This is a genomic window from Streptomyces brasiliensis, from assembly GCF_014647875.1.
Classification (GTDB): Bacteria; Actinomycetota; Actinomycetes; order Streptomycetales; family Streptomycetaceae; genus Streptomyces; species Streptomyces brasiliensis.
This window is the reverse complement of record NZ_BMQA01000094.1, coordinates 419-20100: the sequence shown is the minus strand read 5'-3', so window position 1 is coordinate 20100 and position 19682 is coordinate 419. Positions and strand designations below refer to the sequence as shown.

The window sequence follows — 19682 nt, the reverse complement described above, 5'->3', positions numbered from 1 at the left end:
GGGACATAACGGGCAGCCAGCCGCACACGGCGACGCCGTCACACCGCTGAAGAATCGAGGCCAACTCGGCACGCTCGTCCTCAGACAACGTGATCGACACAGCAGAAGGCCCCGGATGCGACATCCGAGAGGGATAGCAACTTACCGCGTGATTTACGGTGCAGGACACCAGAGACCTTCGGCTCCCGGCCGCTTCTGCCCAGGCCGGGACCGAACAGCTCATCCAGGTCATGACCGAGGCCGCCCCGGGCAGCCGAGGCGCTCGAGAATTGGTCAAACGGAATCAGGCCGCCCTGGCCGAGCAAATCGGAGCACAAACTACGTGCACACCCGACGTCGTCCGAGACGCATGGGAGACTCCCCGTCAACGAGTTAGGCTTGATCTGTGACCGAGCTGGAGAAGGGACCTCAAGGCATACGCCGCGGCAGGGGCGCGCGCGAGCGCATCCTTGGCGCGTCACAGCAACTGTTCCGCGATCAAGGCATCAACCATACCGGGATGGACCAACTCTGCGCGGTGGCCCAGGTGTCGAAGCGCACGGCCTACCAACACTTCACCGGCAAAGACGAACTCGTTGCCGAATACTTGCGCCGATACGATCCCGAAATCATGTCCGAAGTGTTCGACCGCACCGACCTCACACCCCGCGAGCGCCTCCTCGCCGCCTTCGACAAGTCCGCGACCGTGACACAGGAGGCCACACCTCTGTGCCCCTTCATCGCAGCGGCTGTCGAGATCCACGACCCTCAACACCCTGCACGCCAACGCGCACACGACTACAAGAAAGCCGTCGCCGAACGGCTCAGCGAAACAGCCCGCGAAGCCGGCGCCACCAATCCCGAACAGCTCGGCGAACAACTGGCGCTGCTCCTCGATGGCGCCTCGGCCCGCACCCGAGTGCTCAACGCCGAAACCCTCGGCACCGCCGCCGCCATCGCCGCCATCCTGATCGACAACGCCATCCCCACTCCGGAGCCGTCAACACCCCCATCAACTACGCCGAGCACTGATCGGTCGCCCCTGCGGGCGATCCCGACAACCGTAACGCCGTGAGTGACCGGGTCACGCCGCTGACGCTGATCCACAAGGCCCGGTCACTGTCCCTGAGCCCCTACGGACGAACGCGGATGATCGTCTTCCCCTTGATCCGCTCGGTCGGGTTGAAGGCGGCGACGGCATCGTCGAGGGCAGCCACGTTGCCGATGTTTGTCCGCAGCCGACCATCCCGGACCCGCTGGACGACCTCACCCAGTTGGGCGCGATCGGACACGACGACAAAGTCGATTGCCAGGCCGTTGGCGGGGCGCGCCTCCGGCGGGCCGGCGATGGTCACCAGCGTTCCTCCGGCACGAATCAGGCCTGCGGACCGCTTCCCGATGTCCCCGCCGAGGACATCGAACACCAGATTGACTCCGCCGACGTCTTCCAGGGCGTCGTTGTCGAGGTCGACGAACTCCTTCGCACCGAAGTCGAGCGCCGCCTGACGGCCGGCAGCGCGCCCAGTGCCGATGACATAGGCGCCGGCCTCTCGTGCAAGCTGGGTTGCCATCGATCCGACTACGCCGGCCGCACCGTGCACCAGGACGCTCTGCCCCGCTTGCAGGCGACCGTGCTCGAACAGTCCCTGCCACGCGGTCAGGCCCGACATCACGAGGCCCGCGCCCGCCGTAAAGTCAACGTCGCCCGGCAGCGGCGCAAGGTTGCGTGCCTCGACGACTACGTACTCCGCCAGCGTGCCGTCGCGAGTCCAGTCCGTGAGGCCGAACACCCGCTGTCCCACCGACAGCCCCGTCGTTCCATAGCCGAGGGCAGTGACCACTCCGGCCAGCTCGTGTCCGGGAATCGAAGGCGTCCGGTCACGGCCGAGGCGATCGATCCAGGTCGAGGGCCACGACAGCTCATCCCAGGTGAATCCCGACGCATGAACCTGAACGACGACATCGCCGTAGTTCGCGCCCTCGAGGCTGGCTAGCCTCGATGCTTGCGGCTCGGGCCGCTCCACCAGCTTCATCCCGGCCGTTCCCGCGGCCTTGTCCGTCACCACGATCGCCTTCATCGTCCGCCTCCTTGTGCCAGTCTTCGCCTCCACGGCACGTCGAGCCGCAAGCTATTGGCGTCGCACGAGCTCGGCGTCTTACGACGGTAGATGAGCTGGCATCGAGGCGCGGCTCCACAATCCCTCATTCTGTATACCGCTGAGGTGCAATCGACGCATGCGGGAGTCCCCGTAACGAATGGTCCTGACCCTTCCTCCCCATCCGTTGCTGAAACCGTAGTCAGGTCTTAGCATCCCGGGCATTTCGGCCCGGAAGGTCCGTCACATCACCAAAGCGTGAGGGCTTCGGCTCGAGTACGGTCTCTCGTTTGTGTCTGCCGCTGGTGCGGCAGGGTTGCGCCACCTGCCCGCCCCGCCCTGGCCTTGTGGTCATGGCGAGTGGCGCGGGTCTTCCGGTCGGCTCCACGAGGCTTCGACGCCTTGACTGTGTCCTGGTCTCCGGCCACTCCGGTACCAGTCGTGCATGCCGCTGCGAGGGCGCGAGGTTGCGGGCCGCGTTGTCATGCCGGTCGATGACCAGGCCGCAGGCGCCGCATTCGTAGGTCCGGATGTGCAGCCGCAGCTTGGCTTTCACCGCGCCGCACCCCGAACAGGTCTTGGAGGAGGGGAACCACCGATCGTCTGCCACGATGCGGCAACCGTTGCGGCGTGTCTTGTAGGTGAGCTGGCGTCGGATCTCCCCGAATCCGGCGTCAGCGATCCTGCGAGCGAGGCGCCGGTTGCGGAGCGTCCCTGCGACGTTGAGGTCTTCGACCACGAGCGTGCGGTACTCGGACGCGACGGCGGTGGTGAGCTTGTGCAGGGCATCCTGGCGGAGGTTCGCCACCCGGTGCTGCACGCGGTTGCGGTGGGCGTTGGCCTTCTCCCACTGCTTTGACGCCTTCTGTCCGGTGCGGCCGTCGGGGCCGCGGACACGGTACGGAATGCCCGGCGCAGAAGCTTCAGCTCGCCGTCCAGGTGCCTGGGGTTGGGGACCTCGCGGACTTCTGCGGTGCGCTGTCCGCCAGCACCGCTAGGGTCTTCACTCCGAGGCCCATACCGACTGCGGCGTCCGGCCACGCAACGCGGACCATGTCCCGCGCGGTCTCGGTCTGGAACGACACGAACCAGCGACCGCGCTCATGCCGCACGGTCGCGGACAGGATCCGGGCCCTGTCCTCCTGGACGCGGCTCAGGAGCTTGACGGTGGGCTCGTGGACGCGGATCGTGCCCAGCCGCGGAAGCGTGACGCGCCGGCCATCCGGCTCGACGCGGAGCGTACCGGTGGTGAACCGACAGGACAGACGGCCTTGGAATTGTCCCCCCACCAGGATGCGAACCTGGGGTCGGTGTGCTTGGCCTGGTTGAACGCCTTGCGCAGCGTGGGCAGCGACCACGGCAGCCACTCGGTCAGGGGTGCGGCGTAGCCGCATCACGCAGTGACGCGAGACGAGACCCCCGTTACGACGACGTAACGGGGGTCTCTGCTGTCTCCGAGTCCTTATGGACGAACACGGATGATCGTCTTCCCCTTGATCCGCTCGGTCGGGTTGAAGGCGGCGACGGCATCGTCGAGAGCAGCCACGTTGCCGATGTTTGTCCGCAGCCGACCATCCCGGACCCGCTGGACGACCTCACCCAGTTGGGCGCGATCGGACACGACGACAAAGTCGATTGCCAGGCCGTCGGCGGGGCGCGCCTCCGGCGGGCCGGCGATGGTCACCAGCGTTCCTCCGGCACGAATCACGCCCGCAGACCGCTTCCCGATGTCTCCACCAATGACGTCGAACACCAGATCGATGCCGTCGACATCTTCCAGCGCGTCGTTATCGAGGTCGACGAACTCCTGCGCGCCGAAGTCGAGCGCCGTCTGACGGTCAGCAGCGCGCCCAGTGCCGATGACATACGCACCCGCCTCTCGTGCAAGCTGAGTCACCATCGATCCCACTCCGCCGGCCGCACCGTGCACCAGGACGCTCTGCCCCGCCTGCAGGCGGCCGAGCTCGAACAGCCCTTGCCACGCGGTCAGGCCGGAGATCGGTAGGGACGCGCCCACCGTGAAGTCGACATCGCCCGGCAGCGGTGCGAGGTTGCGTGCCTCGACGGCTACGTACTCCGCCAGCGTGCCGTCGCGAGTCCAGTCCGTGAGGCCGAACACCCGCTGTCCCACCGACAGCCCCGTCGTGCCGTAGCCGAGGGCGGTGACCACTCCGGCCAGCTCGTGTCCGGGAATCGAAGGCGTCCGGTCACGGCCGAGGCGATCGGTCCAGTTCGAGGGCCACGACAGCTCGCCTGGGGTGAATCCCGATGCATGAACCTGAACGAGGACATCGTTCCCCGCCGCCTCCGGCTCGGGCCGCTCCACCAGCGTCATCCCAGCCGTTCCCGCGGCCTGGTCCGTCACCACAAGCGCCTTCATTCGGCACCTCCCTATCTCCAGTCCGTGCCTGCACGGCATTCTCGGTTCACCAGTAATAGCGGCGCCAGACCTCGGCGTCTTACCGGGTTCCTTGCAGGAAGCCCCGGCGTTCACGCTGGGGATGAATGCATCCCAAGGCTGCTCTGACATGCACCTTAGAGCGGACGTTTCTGCTGCTCGATGTACTGGCGGACGGTCGCCAACGGCGCACCGCCGCACGACGCGGAGAAGTAGGAGGGCGACCACAGGTGCCCGTGCATGATGGCGCGGTTGATCGGGCCGGTGAACTCTCCCCCGGCCTTCGGCCGGGAGGTGCCCCCAGCCGTATCCGCCGGGCCAGACGCCCTTGAGGCTGTTGACCAGCTTGGAGACGGCGACCTTGGGAGGGTAGTGAACCAGCAGGTGGGCGTGATCGCGTTCGCCGTTGAACTCCTTCAGCTCCGCCTCCGGGTCCATCGGCTTCTACGCCCCGCCCCGACCGACACCGGTGGCCGGTGGGCGAGACCCTGGCCGTAGGTGCCGCGACCACTCCAGACGAGAGAGGCAACCACGTCACCGATGATTTACCAGCAGGAGCTGTGGGCATGACGTTCGAGCAATTGCTGGAAAAGGTGCGGTATGAAGGCGCGTACCCCGCCCGTGCACAGGCCGAGGAGGTCGTGCACGCCGTGCTGGCCGCCTTCGGGCGCCAGCTCACAGGCGATGAGCACGTGGAGCTTACCGCCAGGCTGCCACAAGAGGCAGCTGTCTCCTTCACAACCGAGATCCCTGCCATCGAACCCCTCACCGGCTGGGGCTTCGTCAAAGACCTGGCGTCCCACACGGGCGGCACGGCAGCCACCACTCGCTGGGACACCGGTACCGTCCTACGCGTCGTGGCGCAGCTCGCCGGTGAGGAACTCATCAGTCGTAGCATCGTCCAACTCCCCTGGCTACGCACTGCTGTTCGGCCGCGGTGAGCTTACGGTCGCCGGACGCGCGCAGTCGCCGTCGAGGAGCCTCTTTCGTGTCGCCCGAACCAGCAAGCTCAGGGGCACAAGTCGCGGATTTCCAGGGCCAGTTGGAATTCAAGGCGGTCATGCGGCCGGGCCAGGTCACGGGCGGCCACCTCACCGATGAGCTTCACACGGCCGCGGACGGTGTGCCGGTGCAAGCCCAGTTCGGCGGCCGTCAGCTCCAGGCTGAGGTTGTTGACCAGGAGGACCCGCAGGGTCGTCACCAGTGCCGCGCGCGGATGGAGTTCGTCGTAGGCGTCCAGCGGGGCGAGGACCGCCTCGGCGAATCCCGCCCGCGCAACCTCGTCGAGCTGGTGCAGCAGCACGGGCAGTGCGCCGAGTTCTGCGATCGACAGCTGGGGCTGATCACTCCGCTGTGCCTGGACGCAGGCGAGCCGTGCCTGTCTCAGCGCCGTCAGCACCTTCGCCTGCGGCACCCGGTTGCTGATGCCGACGTGCCAGCCGGCCGCCTGGAAGTCCTGGGTGAGCGTCAGGTCCTCGGGCGGGTCGATGACGAGGGCGACCACGAGCCCAGCCTGGGGCGCGGTGATCACCTCATCCCACGCAGACTCCAGGCGCCGGGCGTAGGCCGCCGGGCTCACCGGTGACTCGCCGACCGCGGCGTACACCGCCAGCAGTTCGGCGTTCTCCAGACCGAGCCTGCGCATTCGGACCGATGCCTGGCGTTCGTTGAGTCCGCTGTGGACCAGCTCGCCGAGGGTCTTCTCCTGCAGCCGCCGCATACGGTTCTCGAGCTTGTGATCACCGAGCATGGAGACGGCCAGCAGGGACACGAGCGTACCGACGACCGCACGCTCCGCACCGCCGAGCGGCGGGGTGCGGTACAGCGCGAGGCGTCCGATCACCGTGTCATGGCCGACGAGACCGTGCACCTGGATGCCCGCGTCCCGGGCCAGGAGCGCGCCCGCCGCGCGTGCTCCGTATCCCGAGACCTGGTCGACAGCCGCGGCCAGTTCGCCGAGCACGTCGGGCGGACACTGCGGTGAGTGCCCCAGCAGGCGTCCGTACGGGTCGAACAGCGCCGCGTGCGCGCCGGTGGTGCGCTCGAAGGTGGCCAGGACACGGCGCCTGGCGTCCGGGTGGCCGACGGCACGGGCCAGGAGTTCCTGGGCCCTGCTCGTCTGTGACAACGACTGCTCCCGGCCGGCGGTGAGGGCCGCGGCCACTACTTTGACCACGGATTCCAGCGGCTCCTGCTCGGCGACTTCGAGCAGCGGCAGACCCGCCGCCGCGGCGGCTTCGGGCAGGGCGGGCGGCAGGTGTTCGTGGGTCAGGGAGACGCCCGTGCTCACTGCCAGCGCCGCCACGTTGCCCCGCGCGAGCCGCTCACAGTACGCAAAGGTCTCCGCTTGGCCGGCGAAGAGCTGCAGGCCTGTGGTGAGCAGGAGTTCGCCCCCGGACAGCCACGGTGTGGGGTCCGCCAGCTCGCTGACGTGGGCCCAGGTGATCTCCGTCTTGCCGACAGCGGAAACAGGGCCGGAGCGCGGACCGATGAGCCGTAGTGACGGACCCATCCGCTCCAGCAGGTCGGCCAGTGTGATGGCGGCCATCACGACCTCCGTTCCGCCATCGCCCGGCGTCTGCATTCCCGCATATTACGCGGCTGTACGTGGATCTCATGGGTACGCGGTCGGCCTCGGGGGGAGGTGAGACCGACCGCGCACGACTGTCAGGCGCGCTGAGGCGCGAACGCCTCGTCGGCCGGAAGGACCGGCTGGATCATGTACTCGCCCGGCCCAGTCAGCACACGGTGCATGCCCGAGAGTGCACTGTCCACTTCTGCGTCGCCTGTGTCCACCCACAGCGGAGCACCACCGAGCGCGGCCAGCTTGGACCGCGTCGCCAGAACCGTCACCGCGTCGGTGCCGATCTCGCGGAGCAGCATGGCACTGACCTGCTGGTCCCCGCGGCCGAGCAAGAAGCCGCTCCCGCCCAGGGGCGACAGCAGCACGCGGCAGCGCCGGCGACGGACGGCGGCCAACAGCTCCTGCTCACCGGCATCGGCGACGAGGAGCTGCCCGGTGCCGAGGTCGACGGCGTCCACCCCCGTCAGAGTTCCGGTCACGCCGAGCCGCTGCGCCACGGCGCCCACCGTCGTTCCCGGCCCGAGCACGGCGATCTCCACATCGGTCATCTCGTCCAGGACGGCGGCCGCGATCGCCGCTGCGTCCGCTGTCTCGGCCGCGCTGCTGCCCACCTTGCGGCCCTGTACCCCGGGCAGGACGGGCACGTTCAGCGCGCCGTACAGCCGCGGCCGTACGACTCCCGCCCGTACGCCCGCTTCGTCGAGGTCCAGGATCTCTGCGGGGGCGAGCCGCGCCCCGGACACCAGGTAGGCGGCTGCGGTGCGTCCCGCGGTCACCGGCGAGGTGCCGAACACGGCGGAGTGCATCTTCACCCCGGCCGGCACGCCGAGGACCGGGCAGCGTTCCCCGACCACATCGAGGACGTCACGGGCGGTGCCGTCGCCGCCGGCGAACAACAGCAGGTCGATGCCGTGGTCGAGCAGCCGTGCGCAGGCCCGCCGGGTGTCGTCGGCGGTGGTCGCCCGTCGGGCCGTCCCGCCCAGGACGGTGGCGGAGAGGCCGGCGGGCACGGCCTGCTCCCCCATCGGACCGGCGACGGTCACCACGTGGCACGTGGGCGCCTGCGCCGCGAGCACCGACAGGGCGCGACGCGTCCGGTCGATGGACCGGTGCACCGCTCCCCGTTGGTGCGCCTGCGCCTGTACCCGCGCGCCGTCGCTGCCCTTCAGGCCGACCACGCCGCCGATTCCGGCGACGGGGTTGACCACGACCCCGAGCCGGGGCCCGCTCATCGGTGGGCGGCGCGCGGTGGCCGCTGCTTCGCGGGGAGGCCGGCCGGCGGGATCCAGCGGGGCACCTCGGGCGGCTGCTCGCCGAGATACTTGTGCCGGTAGGCACGGTAGGTGACCGCCCAGGTCTCCGGGTCGTCCATCGCGTCCTGGCCGCTGCGGTGGATCGGCCCGCGGTGGGGAGCGCTCAGCACCTTCTCCGGATCGGTCCTGGCCTCCTCTGCCACTGTGCGCATCGCTGCGACGTACTCGTCGAGTTCGGCCCGGGAGTAGGACTCGGTCGGCTCGATGGTGGCCGGTTCCGGCACGCTGTAGGGGTGGTGGCTGGTCCAGTAGTGCAGCCCGAAGTCGCCGAGCCGGACCCCGAAGTCGCCGGACGAGACGCCGGTCTCCTCATGGAGGTCGGCCAGGCTGTAACGCACCTGCTCGATGCGGTGGTGTCCCTCGGCGTACGGTGCGGTGACGCCGTCGATCTCGGTGATCTTCTTCAGCAGGTAGTTGTTGTTCAGTACGGCGGTCTCGGCGACCTGGCGCAGTCCCTCCGCACCGAGCGAGGAGATCCAGGCGTAGGCCCGCACCAGGTTGGCGGTGACGCCGTAGAACGGGCGGACCTTCCCGATGGACAGCGGACGGTCGTGGTCCAGATCGAAGCGCCCGTCGTCCGCTCGCACGATCACCGGCGAGGGCAGATACGGGGCCAGTTCCTCGGTCACCGCGCAGGCGCCGGCGGCCGGCCCGCCGCAGGCGTGCGGGGTCGAGAAAGTCTTGTGCAGGTTGAAGTGGCAGATGTCGAAGCCGACCTCGGCGGCACGGGTGATGCCCAGGATGCCGTTGGCGTTGGCCTGGTCGTACACGCACAGGCCGCCGGCCTCGTGCACGATCCGCACGAACTCGGCGATGTGCGGGTTGAACACGCCGATGTCCTCGGGGTTGGTGATCATCAGCGCCGCGGTGCGGTTGCTGACGGCGGCGCGCAGCGCCTCCACCGTGGGATAGCCGTCGGGGCCGCCCTGCAGGGTGATGATCTTGTAGCCCGCCGTCTTCGCGGTGGCCGCGTTCGACGGGTGCGAGAAGCCGGTGGTGATCACCTCGTCGCGGTGCGACTCGCCACGCACGGCGTGGTACTTGCGCACCATGCTGACGTTGGCGTAGATGGCCGCCGAGCCGGCGCCGGGCTGGAGTGTGACACTGTGCAGCCCCGAGATCTCCGCGATCATCCGCTCCAGGCGATGGATCAGTTCCAGCAGTCCCTGGAGGGTGTCCACCGGCTGGAGCGGGTGGACGGCGCTGACCTCGGGCGAGCGGACGAAGGTGTCGTTGACCTTCGGGCTGTACTTCATCGTGCAGGTGCCCTGCCCGATGTCGATGTTCAGGTCGGCTCCGAGCGTCTCCTGCGACAGCCGCAGGTAGTGGCGCAGGACCTGCGGCTGAGAGATCTGCGGAAGCCTCGGCGCGGCGTTGCGGCGGTTGCGCAGACTCCGGCGGACCGGTTCGCCCGCGGCCGCCGCCGCGGGTTCGGAGGCGGGGGGCACGACGCCCCGCTCGCCGGGAGAACCGAGGTCGAAGATGAGCTGCTCGTTCCAGCGGGCCTGGTGGAAGTCCCGTGCGTGACCGTCGCGTTGGGGAAAGGTGATCATGCCAGGACCTCCTTGACGGCGGCGACGAGCGTGTCGATGTCGCGCTGGTTGTGGACTTCGGTGGTACACAGGAGCACCTGCTGGCTCCCGCTCTCGGCGGAGATGTCCACGCCCGCGAAGATGCGCCGCTGGGCCATCGCCTTGAGGAAATCGGCCGCGGTACGTCCCGACGGAGCGAGGTCGACGACGAACTCCCTGAAGTGCGGACGGTCGATTCCTGGGACCTCCACGAGGCCCGTGCCCGCGAGGGTCTGCATCGCGTAGTGCGTGCGGTCGATGATGGTGTCCCCGAGTTCGGCCATTCCCTGCGGTCCGTGCAGCGCCAGGTACACGCCGGCCGTGATGCCCCACAGCGCGGCGGCGGTGCCGACCCATTCGTTGCCGTTCTCGCGGGCAGCCAGGGAGGTGCGCTCGTAGGCGACGTCACGAAACCCGATCTCGCCCGGTTTGCCGGTCGGGGTGAGCCCGAACAGCCGGGAGGGCAGTTCCAGCACGAACCGGGGATCGTCGTGCACGGCGAGGAAGCCGCCGTGCGCTCCGCCCGCCTGCATGCCCAGCCCCAGCGACTGGATGTCCCCGCACACGATGTCCGCCCCCGCCGCGGACGGCGGGTCCAGCACACCCAGCGCGATCGGGTCGACACCGACCACGAGCAGGGCACCGACGTTGTGCGCCAGGGCGGCGAGCGCTCCCAGGTCCGCGTCGACACAACCGTGGGCGTCCGGCAGCTCCACGTAGACGGCCGCGGTGTCCTCGCCGACGTGACGGGCGATCTCGGCCAGCGGCACGGGAACGACGGGATCCGCCGACAGGTGCTCGACGGTCGCCACGGGAGCCACGTAGTCGTATACCTTGCTCAGCTTGTCCTGCCCGACCGGCCCGACGACGACCAGCCCGCTGCGGTGCGTGATCCGGGTCGCCATCCGCAGGGCCGTGGCAGCGGCCTGGAAGCCGTCGTAGGTCGGGATGGTGACGACGTCCATCTCCAGGAGCTCCGCCATCATGCTGGCGTACTCGAACAGCGCCTGGAACTTGCCGTGGTCCTCATAGGTCTCGCCCGCGTAGGCGGTCAGGAACTCGGCACGCCCGTTGACCTCGGAGCACACGACGGGGACGTGGTGCTGGTAGCAGCCGGCGCCGCAGAAGTTCAGCGCCTGGCGGGTGGTGACGTTCGCCGAGAGCAGGGACTCCATGTGGCGCACCAGCTCCGCCTCACTGGTCAGCGGGGCGGGCAGGTCCAGCGGGCGGGTGAGGCGCAGGGCTTCGGGGATGTCGGCGAAGAACTCGTCGACGCTGTTGACACCCAGTTCCGCGAGCATTCCGTCACGTACCTGAGGGGCCGCGTTCGGGATGTACGGATGTGCCGTCGTGGGGGACGGTGACGCGTTCTCGTGCATGGAATCCTCCTCGCCGCCCACGCTAGAAAGCGGCCCGGCAGGGCGGGAATCGCCGCGATGGCGACTTTCGGGATTTCGGATCGCCTGCACGGCGATTCCGGTCGTACGGCCTGATTGGGAGGTTGGGCGGCCATCACGCCCCTCGTTCCCGCAGGGGCGCCTGCAAGGAGGCCACCATGACCGATTCACAGAGCGTCCGTGTCCCCGCAGCGGGGCCCGGCGCGGACCGGCCGTCCCGGCCCGACCGCAGATTCTTCGGTCACCCGCTGGCCCTGGCCACGCCGGCGGCCACCGAGGTCTTCGAGCGGTTCTCCTTCTACGGCATGCGGTCCACGCTCGCCGCCTACCTACTGGCGCCCGTGAGCGCCGGCGGCATGGGCCTCGCCGCAGCCACCGCTCTCTCGCTCACCGCGATCTACAGCGCGAGCGCCTACCTCTCCTCCATCGCCGGCGGCTGGCTTCACCATGAAACTGGGCCCCCTGGTGGCCGCCCGCGTCGACCTCGCGCCCGGCCTGGACAGCGAACGCGTGGAGGAGGTCGCCGACCGCACGTCCCGTTAGCACTGGCGGCGGCATGCTTCATCCGTACCGTGCTTCTCCGCACCGCCGCGTTCACATTCGCCAGTAGCACTCTCATGGCTAAGAACTCCTAACAAAATGGTCCAACTTGCCTTGGAATGTTGTCGCCTGATGAGGCGTTGGCCTGCGCATGAGAAGGGGCGAGCAGCTGCCGTGGATCGTGTCCGATGAGTTGTGGGCGCGAATCGAGCCGTTGCTGCCGGTCGTGCCGCGCCGCGCGGATCACCCGGGGCGTAAGCGTCTGGATGACCGCAAGGTGCTGTCGGGCATCCTGTTCGTGCTCTACACCGGCATTCCGTGGGAGTTCCTGCCCCAGGAACTGGGCTTCGGCTCCGGCATGACCTGCCGGCGACGTCTGCGTGACTGGAACGACGCCGGCGTCTGGCAGCGTCTGCACGAATCGCTCCTGGCCGAGCTGAACGCCGCAGGCGCCCTGGACTGGTCGAGGGCGGTGATCGACGGCTCCCATGTACGGGCCATGAAGGGCGGCCCAAAACCGGACCGAGCCCGGTCGACCGTGCCCGAACAGGCTCCAAGCACCATCTGATCACCGAAGCGCACGGTATCCCGCCGGCCGCATCCCTGACCGGCGGCAATCGCAACGACGTCACGCAGCTCATGCCGCTGATCGAGGCCGTCCCGCCGGTACGCGGCCGACGCGGACGACCACGCCGGCGCCCCGACAGGCTCTACGCCGACCGGGGCTACGACCACGACAAGCACCGCCGACAGGTCCGCGCGGTCGGGATCACCCCAGTCATCGCGCGGCGCGGCACCGAACACGGCTCAGGACTGGGCGTCCACCGCTGGGTGGTAGAGCAGAGTCTCGCGCTCCCGCACCGGTTCCGCCGCCTGCGCATCCGCCGGGAGATCCGCAACGACATCCACGAAGCCTTGCTCAGCCTGGCCTGCAGCATCATCTGCCGGCGCCGACTGAAGAACCTCGCACACTGTTAGGAGTTCTTAGTCGCACGCATCCCTCCAACACCCCTGCCCGGGCGGTGAACCACGGCATATACACCCAGTCTCTCGACCGTTCTGCCGCTGGGTCGCGCTGGTGGAGATCCTCGTAACCACGAGCGCGACCTTATCGACGGAGATGTTTTCCGGGTCTTCGAAGTTGAGCGGTGCGGTAGCGCTGAGTGCCTGACCTTCTGTCACTCCGCGTGAGGTTCGGGGGCTGAGGAACATCCGTGTCAGGTCGTGCGTCAAGCGTTCTCCCGGCTGATTGGCGCTTTGCTGCCTGCGGCCGGTCGGGACTCCGCGTGGCGGGTCAGAACTGGTTCTCGCCGCCGTTGACGTGCAGGGTGGTGCCGAGCATGAAGCTGCTGTCCGTGGAGGCGAGGAAGGCGACGGCGGCGGCGACCTCCTCCGGGCGTCCCCTCCGGCCGATCGGAACTCCCGCGGCGAGTTCCGCCTTGACGGCGGCTACGTTCTCCTCGCCGATGGCGATGTCGACTCCGGGGTGTCGATCGCGCCCGGCGCGACCGTGTTGACGCGGATGCCCCTGCCCTTCAGCTCGTTGGCCCAGGTCCGGGCGAGGGACCGGATCGCGGCCTTCGACGCCGCGTACAGGCCGAAGCTCCTGGCCACCCGTCTGACAGTCAGTGCCCGCGGGAGCGTGCGGATCGCGGGAATATGACGGTTTCCCAACGACCACCGACGTCCCGTCAGCCGCTCACCTGGGCCGATGTGGATGTAGCGCACGATCCGGCACGGACGTTCCTCAAGCCCTGGTTCTTGCTCAGGCGTTGCCCCTGGATGCGGGCGCTGGGACCAGGACCCCGCCACCGGCAAGTGGCACCTGGTCCGGGAGCGGTGGCACACCGGCTTCGTCGACGCGCTCGATACCGGCGTGAAACCGGCTAATGGTCCTTCCCGTACGCCATCGCAAGTGCCCGCTCGGCCTCCTCTGGCGTGTCTGCTTTGAAATAAGCTCGCCATCCGTCCCAGTTCGGAATGGTGCCGTCCATTCCCCAGTTCATATGTGGGATCTCGTAAACGTGTACCCAAGGACCTCGGGCCGGGAGCGTACCCTCGCCAGTGATGGAGCGTACCGCTTCCGTCACCTTTTCTACGGCGAGTTTGGCTTCCTCTGGGGTCTGAAGAAGCCTTTCGGGAGCGATCACATCGACCTGCAACTTTGCCAAAGGATCGCCAATGGGGTTGGGGTTGTACCAGTTCTCAGGCTCGAATTCGTAATACTGAACCCATGATGTTTGCTGGTGGCGTGGGGTATTCTTGAGCTGTTCAACCTCTGCGATTGCTGCGATCAATCTATCGCCGAGTTCACGCTTTTGTTCGGTACTGAGTTGGTTTTTCATCACGTGCACGCGTACGAAAACCATGTCAGCCCTTCCATGCGGTCACATTGGTCTTTCTCGTCACCCACTGTACCGGGCACCGCCGCGCTGCCCCGGCAACCTGTGCCACCCGGACGGTCAGCGCCGCGATCTTGTGGCCGCAGGCCCGCCCAGGTCAACTGCCCGCATCAGGCCGACTTCGTTACTGATTTTGTTGGCGTGATGTCGTGGCTGACAGGCAGTGGTTGTCGCGGTAGGCCGGTTGCATGAGGTATCCGCAAGGGGGCGGGCTGACCTCGGAACGTCGTGCGTTTCGTGAGCACATCCGAATGCGGGCAGCCGAGTTGTTCGCCCTGGGACACGACAATGCCGCGGTCGCGAGGCAGTTACGTGTCAGCGTGCTTTCGGCAAAGCGCTAGCACGTGGCATGGGGGCACGGTGGCCTGTCAGCCTTGGAGTTGAAGGGGCTGGCGTCCAGGCCCATGCTGAGTGAGGAACTGTTCGCAGTGCTGGAGCAGGAGCTGGCCAGGGGGGCCGATGGCACATGGGTGGCCGGACCAGACCTAGCACGGAGTTGTTCGAGGAAAGGGCGCAGCGTAGAGTCAAACGTAAATCTGTTCGATGAACGGTAGTCGGCAACTGGCGTGTGGGAGGGATCATGACCACGATAGCCAAGCCTTCTGACGGCACGATCGAAGCCGTGCCGCACGAGGTCATCCGATTCACCATCCAGATAGACGACACATACGATAATTTCCGCAAGCGCTACGAAGAAGCCGTGCCGGTGTTCCAGAGCGACCGCTTCGCGGACCTTGTCAAGGAGGGAGCGGACTGGCGCACCGTCCTAGAGGCGACGGCGGAGAATGCGCCGCACGACTTCATAATCTATTGGAGCGGTGATTTCACACCGCTGATGCGACTCGCCGGTGACCGGGGCCGCTGCGTCGAGTACCTGATGGGCAATCACACGATCGCGCAGACGATGTACCGGTACAACCCGGCCGTGATGCTGTACGCGCCGTTGCGCACGGCGATCTTCGAGGACGCGGACGGCGTTACGTGGTTCACCGTCGATCAGCCGAGCACCGCGTTCGGCAGCTTCAACACGCCTCAGATCACCAAGGGCGGCCTCACGCTTGATCATGCCCTCGCCGCACTGCTCGACCATATGGGCGTATCGGTGCCCTCGGCGCTGCAGAATTCCTGACGCCCTGTCGTGATGGTCAGCCCGCAGGTACCGGTGCTTCGCGGGCGATGATGTTTTCTTCGCATGGCCACCCGGCCCTATCGATATGTGGGCGCGCGTCGGCGCAGCGCGGGCGGAGCGGGCCGGAGGCAGGAGCGTCGCCCGCGGCGGAGCCGGGACGCGCGCCCGGCGGAGCGGAACGCAGCCGGGGCTTGATGAGGTAGAGAAACCTGCAACAACTCGCGCCGCGCTACGTGTGTCTTGTCTCCGCTGGCCGCGTGGGTCTGACAGGAAGATTGCTCTGGCAGGATGCCGGCATGGGGAACACACGTGCGTGGCCCGTGTTGCGGACTACGGACTTGGCTGCGGCATTGAGCGTTGCAGAGAGGTTGCTGTCGACGGCGGCTTGGTATGAGCCGAGCGACTGCTACTTGGATGCCTGGGCGCGCAACGATGATGACCTGCGGCGTTTGGCTGACACTTTTCCGGGGGCGCAGGTCACGTCGTACGGAACGGACGGTATTGGCTTGCCCGCGAGCGTGCACCTGGGCGTCGATACCTTCGTGCAAGTGCGCGGGGCTCTGCGGGCCTGGGCGGACATCACTCGAGGTTACGTCCTCTGGCACAACCTGAAGTGGCCGTCTGTGCCTGAGCTCGGGCTGGGTGAGGAGTACAAGTACGCCGAGTTGCAGATCGCGTGCAACAGCCACGACATCCACTGCGAGGAGTGGGCAGCCGAGCACACAGTCTTCATCCATGCACGCCCTGGGGATGATGGGCGGGCTGCTTGGTTGGCCGCACAGGTCGGCGCCCGAGTCGTCGGGCCGCCCGAGTTTGGGTGGTAGCCCGATGGCTGGCGAGTCTCACCACTCGACTCGTCCGTCTCGGATGCCGGAATACCGTTCAGGGCGACGTCAAGCATCACCGACGCCAACCCGTCAACCATCAACTGAGGCTCGACAGCGCCGCGCTACGCGTCGAAGTCGTACTCCAGGATGTAGGAGGCGGCATCGAGCGTCATTTCGTTGATCGAAACGGGGCGCCCTTCGTTCGCGAACGCGGTGCGGCAGACGAGGATGACCGGCGTGCCGGCGGAGATGTCCAACTGCGCCGCCTCGTTCTTCGTGGGCATGCGCGAGCGGATCTCTTCCCGGAAGTGGACGGGCGTGTAACCCAGCTCGGCGAGTCGGGCGTACGTTCCACCTGGCCCCGTGTTCTCCTGCGTGATCGCCGACCTCGCGACCATTGACGTGGGCGGATAACTCGCCGTGAGAAGCGCGGGCTTCCCGTCCAAGACGAAGCGCCTCACACATGCCGTGTCGTCGTCGGCCAGATCGAGGACCACCCGGGGGGCTCCGCTTGGTGGTGTTCTTCAGGCGCATGTACTACGCGGCAGCACGGCCAGCCGAGGTCATCGGACTCCGCATGCGGGATTGCGAGTTACCCTGGCACGGCTGGGGCACCCTGCGTCTACGGGAGACCCGCCCCCGGTCGGGGTCTGCATGGACCGACAGCGGAGAGGCACACGACAAACGCGGGCTCAAGCATCGCCCCCGTAAGGTGGTCCGTACCGTCCCGATCCCCGCCCGACCTGTTGCACGGCTGCGCTGGCACATCATGGCCTACGGCGTCGCACCCGACGGCCGACTGTTCCGCACTCAGCGTGGGGGGCTCATCCAAGCTCTGGTACGACGAAGTATGGGCAGAGGCGCGAGCCCCCGAACCCACCCCTGCTCAGCACGCCTCCCTGCTGGCCAAGCGCCCTTATGGTCTTCGCCACGCCGCTGTCTCCACGTGGCTCGGCTCCGGGGTCGAACCACAGGTCGTGGCAGCGCGCGCTGGCCACGGCGTGGCTGTTCTCTTCCGTGTCTACGCGAAGTGCCTCGACGGCGCCTTCGCCAACGCCAACCCACGAATTGAGGCCGCCCGCAGAAACGGCAGGTAGCAGACGGAAAACTGCCCCACGCCTGCCCCACACGGGCTGGTCAGCACGTCAATCACCGCGAGACACAGTGGGGCAAAGTCACTAAATCGGCGCCGCGCACTTCAGCAACGGCGAAAGGGTCTGCGACCAACATTGCTGCTGGTCACAGACCCTTTCGGTCGTGTGGCGGCGCCAGGATTCGAACCTGGGAAGGCTGAGTCGGCAGATTTACAGCGGGCTACGTGCACCTGCTGCGGCCTGCGAGTTTCCATAATCCTGGCGCTACGGGGGACACCTGGGGGAAAACGGCAGCCAGTGCTCGCGCGGCGGCCTCTCTCGCTTGCCTGACCAGACATCTATCGCTCGCCCCCGGGCCGGTGTCCCGCCGGTGCGCGGATCCGGTCGCTCGCCGGTAACTCAGCGTGGATGCTCGGCCGGACCTCCACGATGGCGTCGGCGTCCTCCTGGTCTCCCTCCTCGTCGCGCCAGAGGTAGACCCGCACGTGCTTCGCCCGGTGCAGGCCGCGCACTTTCCACTCGGTCATCAGGTCGGCGACGACGAGGGAGAGGGCGTACTGGGGGCCCTCACTCGAATCGTGGGCGGTGATCGTGCCCCGCCACCGTTCCGGGTCGCTGCCGTAGGGGCGCCATCCCTCCGAGCCGTGCGGCTCGAACACGCGGTACACCCAGTCCGTCTCGGTGCCCATAGCACCGATCCTGGCACTACAAGGAGCACCATGTGCCGCATCGGATCCACCCCCGCCTACAACAATTGCCCCGACGTCTTTGAGCTGGGCGACTGGTCCTTCTTGGTCATTGGCACGGTGCCCGCCGCCGGGCAGGCGCCGACTGCCGAGCAGCTGCGCGCGATGGGCGCCTCCATCGGCGCCGACGAGCGGACGGTGATCCCGCCGCGCGACTGCATGCTGCACGCCGTGAAGCAGCGGGGTTCCGGGTCCAAAAGCAGCGACGGCAGGCGGGGGCATACGCTTCAAGAAGGGGCGTACATGCAGGAAGAGGCGTGCGTGGAGGCGTAGTGGCACACGGGCCCCAGAACTCCGGTGACCGCTTGTCCGCCCTCAACACGCCCGCAGGAGGTACGCCATGGATCATGAACCCTTGCCCTCCCCAGACCATGCTGAGGTCCGCATCATCGCAGCAACGCCAGCGGTCGCCCGTCGCGTCGCACAAGTACTGCGTTGGCGCTTCTCCTCGACCGAACAACGCAGCTACCCAGCCGGCCGCGGAGGGGCGACCCGTCTCCACCTCACCATTGACACCGCTCATACCGCGCAGCCCGCACAGTCCTGGCTGACCTCGAGCGCATCATCCTTCGCGGAACGCGATCTCAGCGACGAGGTGTGACCGGACGGTGAGAACGCGAAGCCGCCACCGCATCATCGCCTGCACCGTCGGCCACAAGCCCTGGAGCGACAGCCATGACGACACTCCGTGAACGCAAGGCCTACCGCAAAGCGGTTCTCCGATCTCTGTACGGGGCCGTCGAATGCAATCGCCCCGAGGTCAGTGGAGCGACACTCCGCGACGAGCTCCACGTACCCGACGAAGATCTCACCGCGGCCTGCGCCTTCCTCGTCGGCGAAGGACTGATCACCGTCGAATGGACATCGCACAACACCCCCGCCACCGTCTCGCTGACTCACGACGGCATCCGCATCATGGAGGAGGAAGAAGAGTCAGAATCGACTACTCAGGGTGACCGATAAAGGAATCGTCTTCCGCTGGCCATCCACCCTCGTCCAGATCAGGCTTCGCAGTGGTAGGTGGTTGCACAGGCATTCGCCGGCGCAGATGTCCGCTCAGTGCGCCAGGCCCCACTTTGGGTTGGGGCCGTGCTCGTCAGCCTCCGACTTGCCCTCGATGGCGTAGAAGACGATCAGGACCATCGCGCCGAACGGGATGAAGGTGAGCAGGAATTCAATGTGCCCAGCCCTTCACACGGAGCGGGGTGCTGCTTGCGTAGGAGGGCCGACGCTGTAGGCCCCGTTGGGCAAACCGAAGCCGCAGGCGCATGCGAAAGGGCCCGGAGACCGGGCCCTTCCATATGGTAGCGGGGACAGGATTTGAACCTGCGACCTCTGGGTTATGAGCCCAGCGAGCTACCGAGCTGCTCCACCCCGCGTCGGCACCAGCAACATTACACGCCAGGGAGAGCAGGGTGCGTTCAGGCCAGCCGCGGACGATGTTCTCTGCCTGAGATCCCTTCTGGCCGTGCGTCACGTCGAAGGTCACCTTCTCTCCTCGACTGTGGCGGAATCCCACCGCTTCCCTGGGCGCTGGCGCCCTGCTCTCGTAGAACGGGGCCCGACCAGGGTCGGTTGCCAGCCAGCGCCGCTGCGGGGGGGGGGG

General features: G+C 67.5%; 17 protein-coding genes, 1 tRNA gene and 5 pseudogenes. 9 read left to right on the top strand and 14 right to left on the bottom strand.

The window, feature by feature from the left end; all coding sequences use genetic code 11:
- Positions 1-385 precede the first annotated feature (385 nt).
- Positions 386-1054 carry a TetR/AcrR family transcriptional regulator gene (locus tag IEZ19_RS45460; protein ID WP_189317259.1) on the top strand — a complete coding sequence of 223 codons (669 nt, stop codon included), beginning with the start codon at positions 386-388 and terminating at the stop codon, positions 1052-1054.
- A 58-nt stretch (positions 1055-1112) separates the two neighbouring features.
- Here the strand turns inward: IEZ19_RS45460 and IEZ19_RS45455 are convergent, their stop codons facing one another.
- From IEZ19_RS45455 to tnpA, 5 genes and pseudogenes are all read right to left on the bottom strand, one after another.
- Complete coding sequence (locus tag IEZ19_RS45455; protein WP_189317258.1) at positions 1113-2057, bottom strand: NADP-dependent oxidoreductase; 945 nt, start codon at positions 2055-2057, stop codon at positions 1113-1115.
- A 220-nt stretch (positions 2058-2277) separates the two neighbouring features.
- Entirely contained in the window at positions 2278-2895 is a 618-nt protein-coding gene (locus tag IEZ19_RS52010; RefSeq protein WP_229841589.1) for an RNA-guided endonuclease InsQ/TnpB family protein, read from the bottom strand.
- 103 nt (positions 2896-2998) lie between these two features.
- Complete coding sequence (locus IEZ19_RS52005; protein ID WP_229841588.1) at positions 2999-3364, bottom strand: hypothetical protein; 366 nt, start codon at positions 3362-3364, stop codon at positions 2999-3001.
- 173 nt (positions 3365-3537) lie between these two features.
- Positions 3538-4455 (bottom strand): NADP-dependent oxidoreductase, encoded by a 918-nt coding sequence (locus IEZ19_RS45445; RefSeq protein WP_189317257.1) that lies wholly within the window; start codon positions 4453-4455, stop codon positions 3538-3540.
- A gap of 155 nt (positions 4456-4610) precedes the next feature.
- Positions 4611-4899 (bottom strand): annotated as a pseudogene (gene tnpA / locus IEZ19_RS45440) (IS200/IS605 family transposase); the annotation flags it as partial.
- Positions 4900-5039: 140 nt separating this feature from the next.
- Here tnpA and IEZ19_RS45435 point away from each other — a divergent pair.
- Positions 5040-5427, top strand: a pseudogene (locus IEZ19_RS45435) (DUF2267 domain-containing protein); the annotation flags it as partial.
- A 55-nt stretch (positions 5428-5482) separates the two neighbouring features.
- On the opposite strand, the gene IEZ19_RS45430 reads toward IEZ19_RS45435, so the two are convergent.
- From IEZ19_RS45430 to gcvPA, 4 genes are all read right to left on the bottom strand, one after another.
- The gene (locus tag IEZ19_RS45430) at positions 5483-7021 is read right to left on the bottom strand and encodes a helix-turn-helix domain-containing protein (RefSeq protein WP_189317256.1); all 1539 of its coding nucleotides are present in this window, start codon (positions 7019-7021) and stop codon (positions 5483-5485) included.
- Between the two features lie 119 nt (positions 7022-7140).
- Positions 7141-8289: an ATP-NAD kinase family protein gene (locus IEZ19_RS45425; RefSeq protein ID WP_189317255.1), complete on the bottom strand. Its 1149-nt coding sequence runs from the start codon at positions 8287-8289 to the stop codon at positions 7141-7143.
- Positions 8286-9923 carry an aminomethyl-transferring glycine dehydrogenase subunit GcvPB gene (gene gcvPB, locus IEZ19_RS45420; protein WP_189317254.1) on the bottom strand — a complete coding sequence of 546 codons (1638 nt, stop codon included), beginning with the start codon at positions 9921-9923 and terminating at the stop codon, positions 8286-8288. The genes IEZ19_RS45425 and gcvPB overlap by 4 nt, the downstream gene beginning before the upstream one ends.
- Entirely contained in the window at positions 9920-11320 is a 1401-nt protein-coding gene (gene gcvPA / locus IEZ19_RS45415) for an aminomethyl-transferring glycine dehydrogenase subunit GcvPA (protein ID WP_189317253.1), read from the bottom strand. Before gcvPA ends, gcvPB begins: the two co-directional genes overlap by 4 nt.
- Before the next feature lie 176 nt (positions 11321-11496).
- On the opposite strand from gcvPA, the gene IEZ19_RS45410 reads away from it, so the two are divergent.
- Positions 11497-11973, top strand: coding sequence for a hypothetical protein (locus IEZ19_RS45410; RefSeq protein ID WP_189317252.1), 477 nt, complete (start codon positions 11497-11499; stop codon positions 11971-11973).
- A 56-nt stretch (positions 11974-12029) separates the two neighbouring features.
- Positions 12030-12856 (top strand): IS5 family transposase gene (locus IEZ19_RS45405; RefSeq protein ID WP_373297158.1). Its coding sequence is split into 2 segments (ribosomal slippage): positions 12030-12362 and positions 12365-12856, totalling 825 coding nucleotides; the frame shifts between segments, so codons are not numbered across the junction.
- A 316-nt stretch (positions 12857-13172) separates the two neighbouring features.
- On the opposite strand, the pseudogene IEZ19_RS52835 reads toward IEZ19_RS45405, so the two are convergent.
- Both IEZ19_RS52835 and IEZ19_RS45395 read right to left on the bottom strand, forming a co-directional pair.
- Positions 13173-13483: pseudogene (locus IEZ19_RS52835) on the bottom strand (SDR family NAD(P)-dependent oxidoreductase); the annotation flags it as partial.
- A gap of 281 nt (positions 13484-13764) precedes the next feature.
- Positions 13765-14247, bottom strand: a complete 483-nt coding sequence (locus tag IEZ19_RS45395) for a tautomerase family protein (RefSeq protein ID WP_189317250.1) — start codon at positions 14245-14247, stop codon at positions 13765-13767.
- 221 nt (positions 14248-14468) lie between these two features.
- Between IEZ19_RS45395 and IEZ19_RS54330 the strand changes: the two are divergent.
- The 3 genes and pseudogenes from IEZ19_RS54330 to IEZ19_RS45385 form a co-directional block, all read left to right on the top strand.
- Positions 14469-14766: pseudogene (locus tag IEZ19_RS54330) on the top strand (IS630 family transposase); the annotation flags it as partial.
- A gap of 94 nt (positions 14767-14860) precedes the next feature.
- Positions 14861-15409: a DUF302 domain-containing protein gene (locus IEZ19_RS45390; protein ID WP_189317249.1), complete on the top strand. Its 549-nt coding sequence runs from the start codon at positions 14861-14863 to the stop codon at positions 15407-15409.
- Positions 15410-15747: 338 nt separating this feature from the next.
- Positions 15748-16233 carry a hypothetical protein gene (locus IEZ19_RS45385; RefSeq protein WP_189317248.1) on the top strand — a complete coding sequence of 162 codons (486 nt, stop codon included), beginning with the start codon at positions 15748-15750 and terminating at the stop codon, positions 16231-16233.
- A 125-nt stretch (positions 16234-16358) separates the two neighbouring features.
- Here IEZ19_RS45385 and IEZ19_RS45380 read toward each other — a convergent pair.
- Positions 16359-16733: pseudogene (locus IEZ19_RS45380) on the bottom strand (UTRA domain-containing protein); the annotation flags it as partial.
- 935 nt (positions 16734-17668) lie between these two features.
- Positions 17669-18019, bottom strand: a complete 351-nt coding sequence (locus IEZ19_RS45375; RefSeq protein ID WP_189317247.1) for a hypothetical protein — start codon at positions 18017-18019, stop codon at positions 17669-17671.
- Positions 18020-18049: 30 nt separating this feature from the next.
- Here IEZ19_RS45375 and IEZ19_RS45370 point away from each other — a divergent pair, with 30 nt between their 5' ends.
- A complete protein-coding gene (locus tag IEZ19_RS45370; RefSeq protein ID WP_189317246.1) occupies positions 18050-18349 on the top strand; it encodes a hypothetical protein in 300 nt (99 codons plus the stop codon).
- A gap of 402 nt (positions 18350-18751) precedes the next feature.
- Complete coding sequence (locus tag IEZ19_RS45365; protein WP_189317245.1) at positions 18752-19039, top strand: hypothetical protein; 288 nt, start codon at positions 18752-18754, stop codon at positions 19037-19039.
- A gap of 339 nt (positions 19040-19378) precedes the next feature.
- Here IEZ19_RS45365 and IEZ19_RS45360 read toward each other — a convergent pair.
- Positions 19379-19455, bottom strand: a tRNA-Met gene (locus IEZ19_RS45360).
- Positions 19456-19682 lie beyond the last annotated feature (227 nt).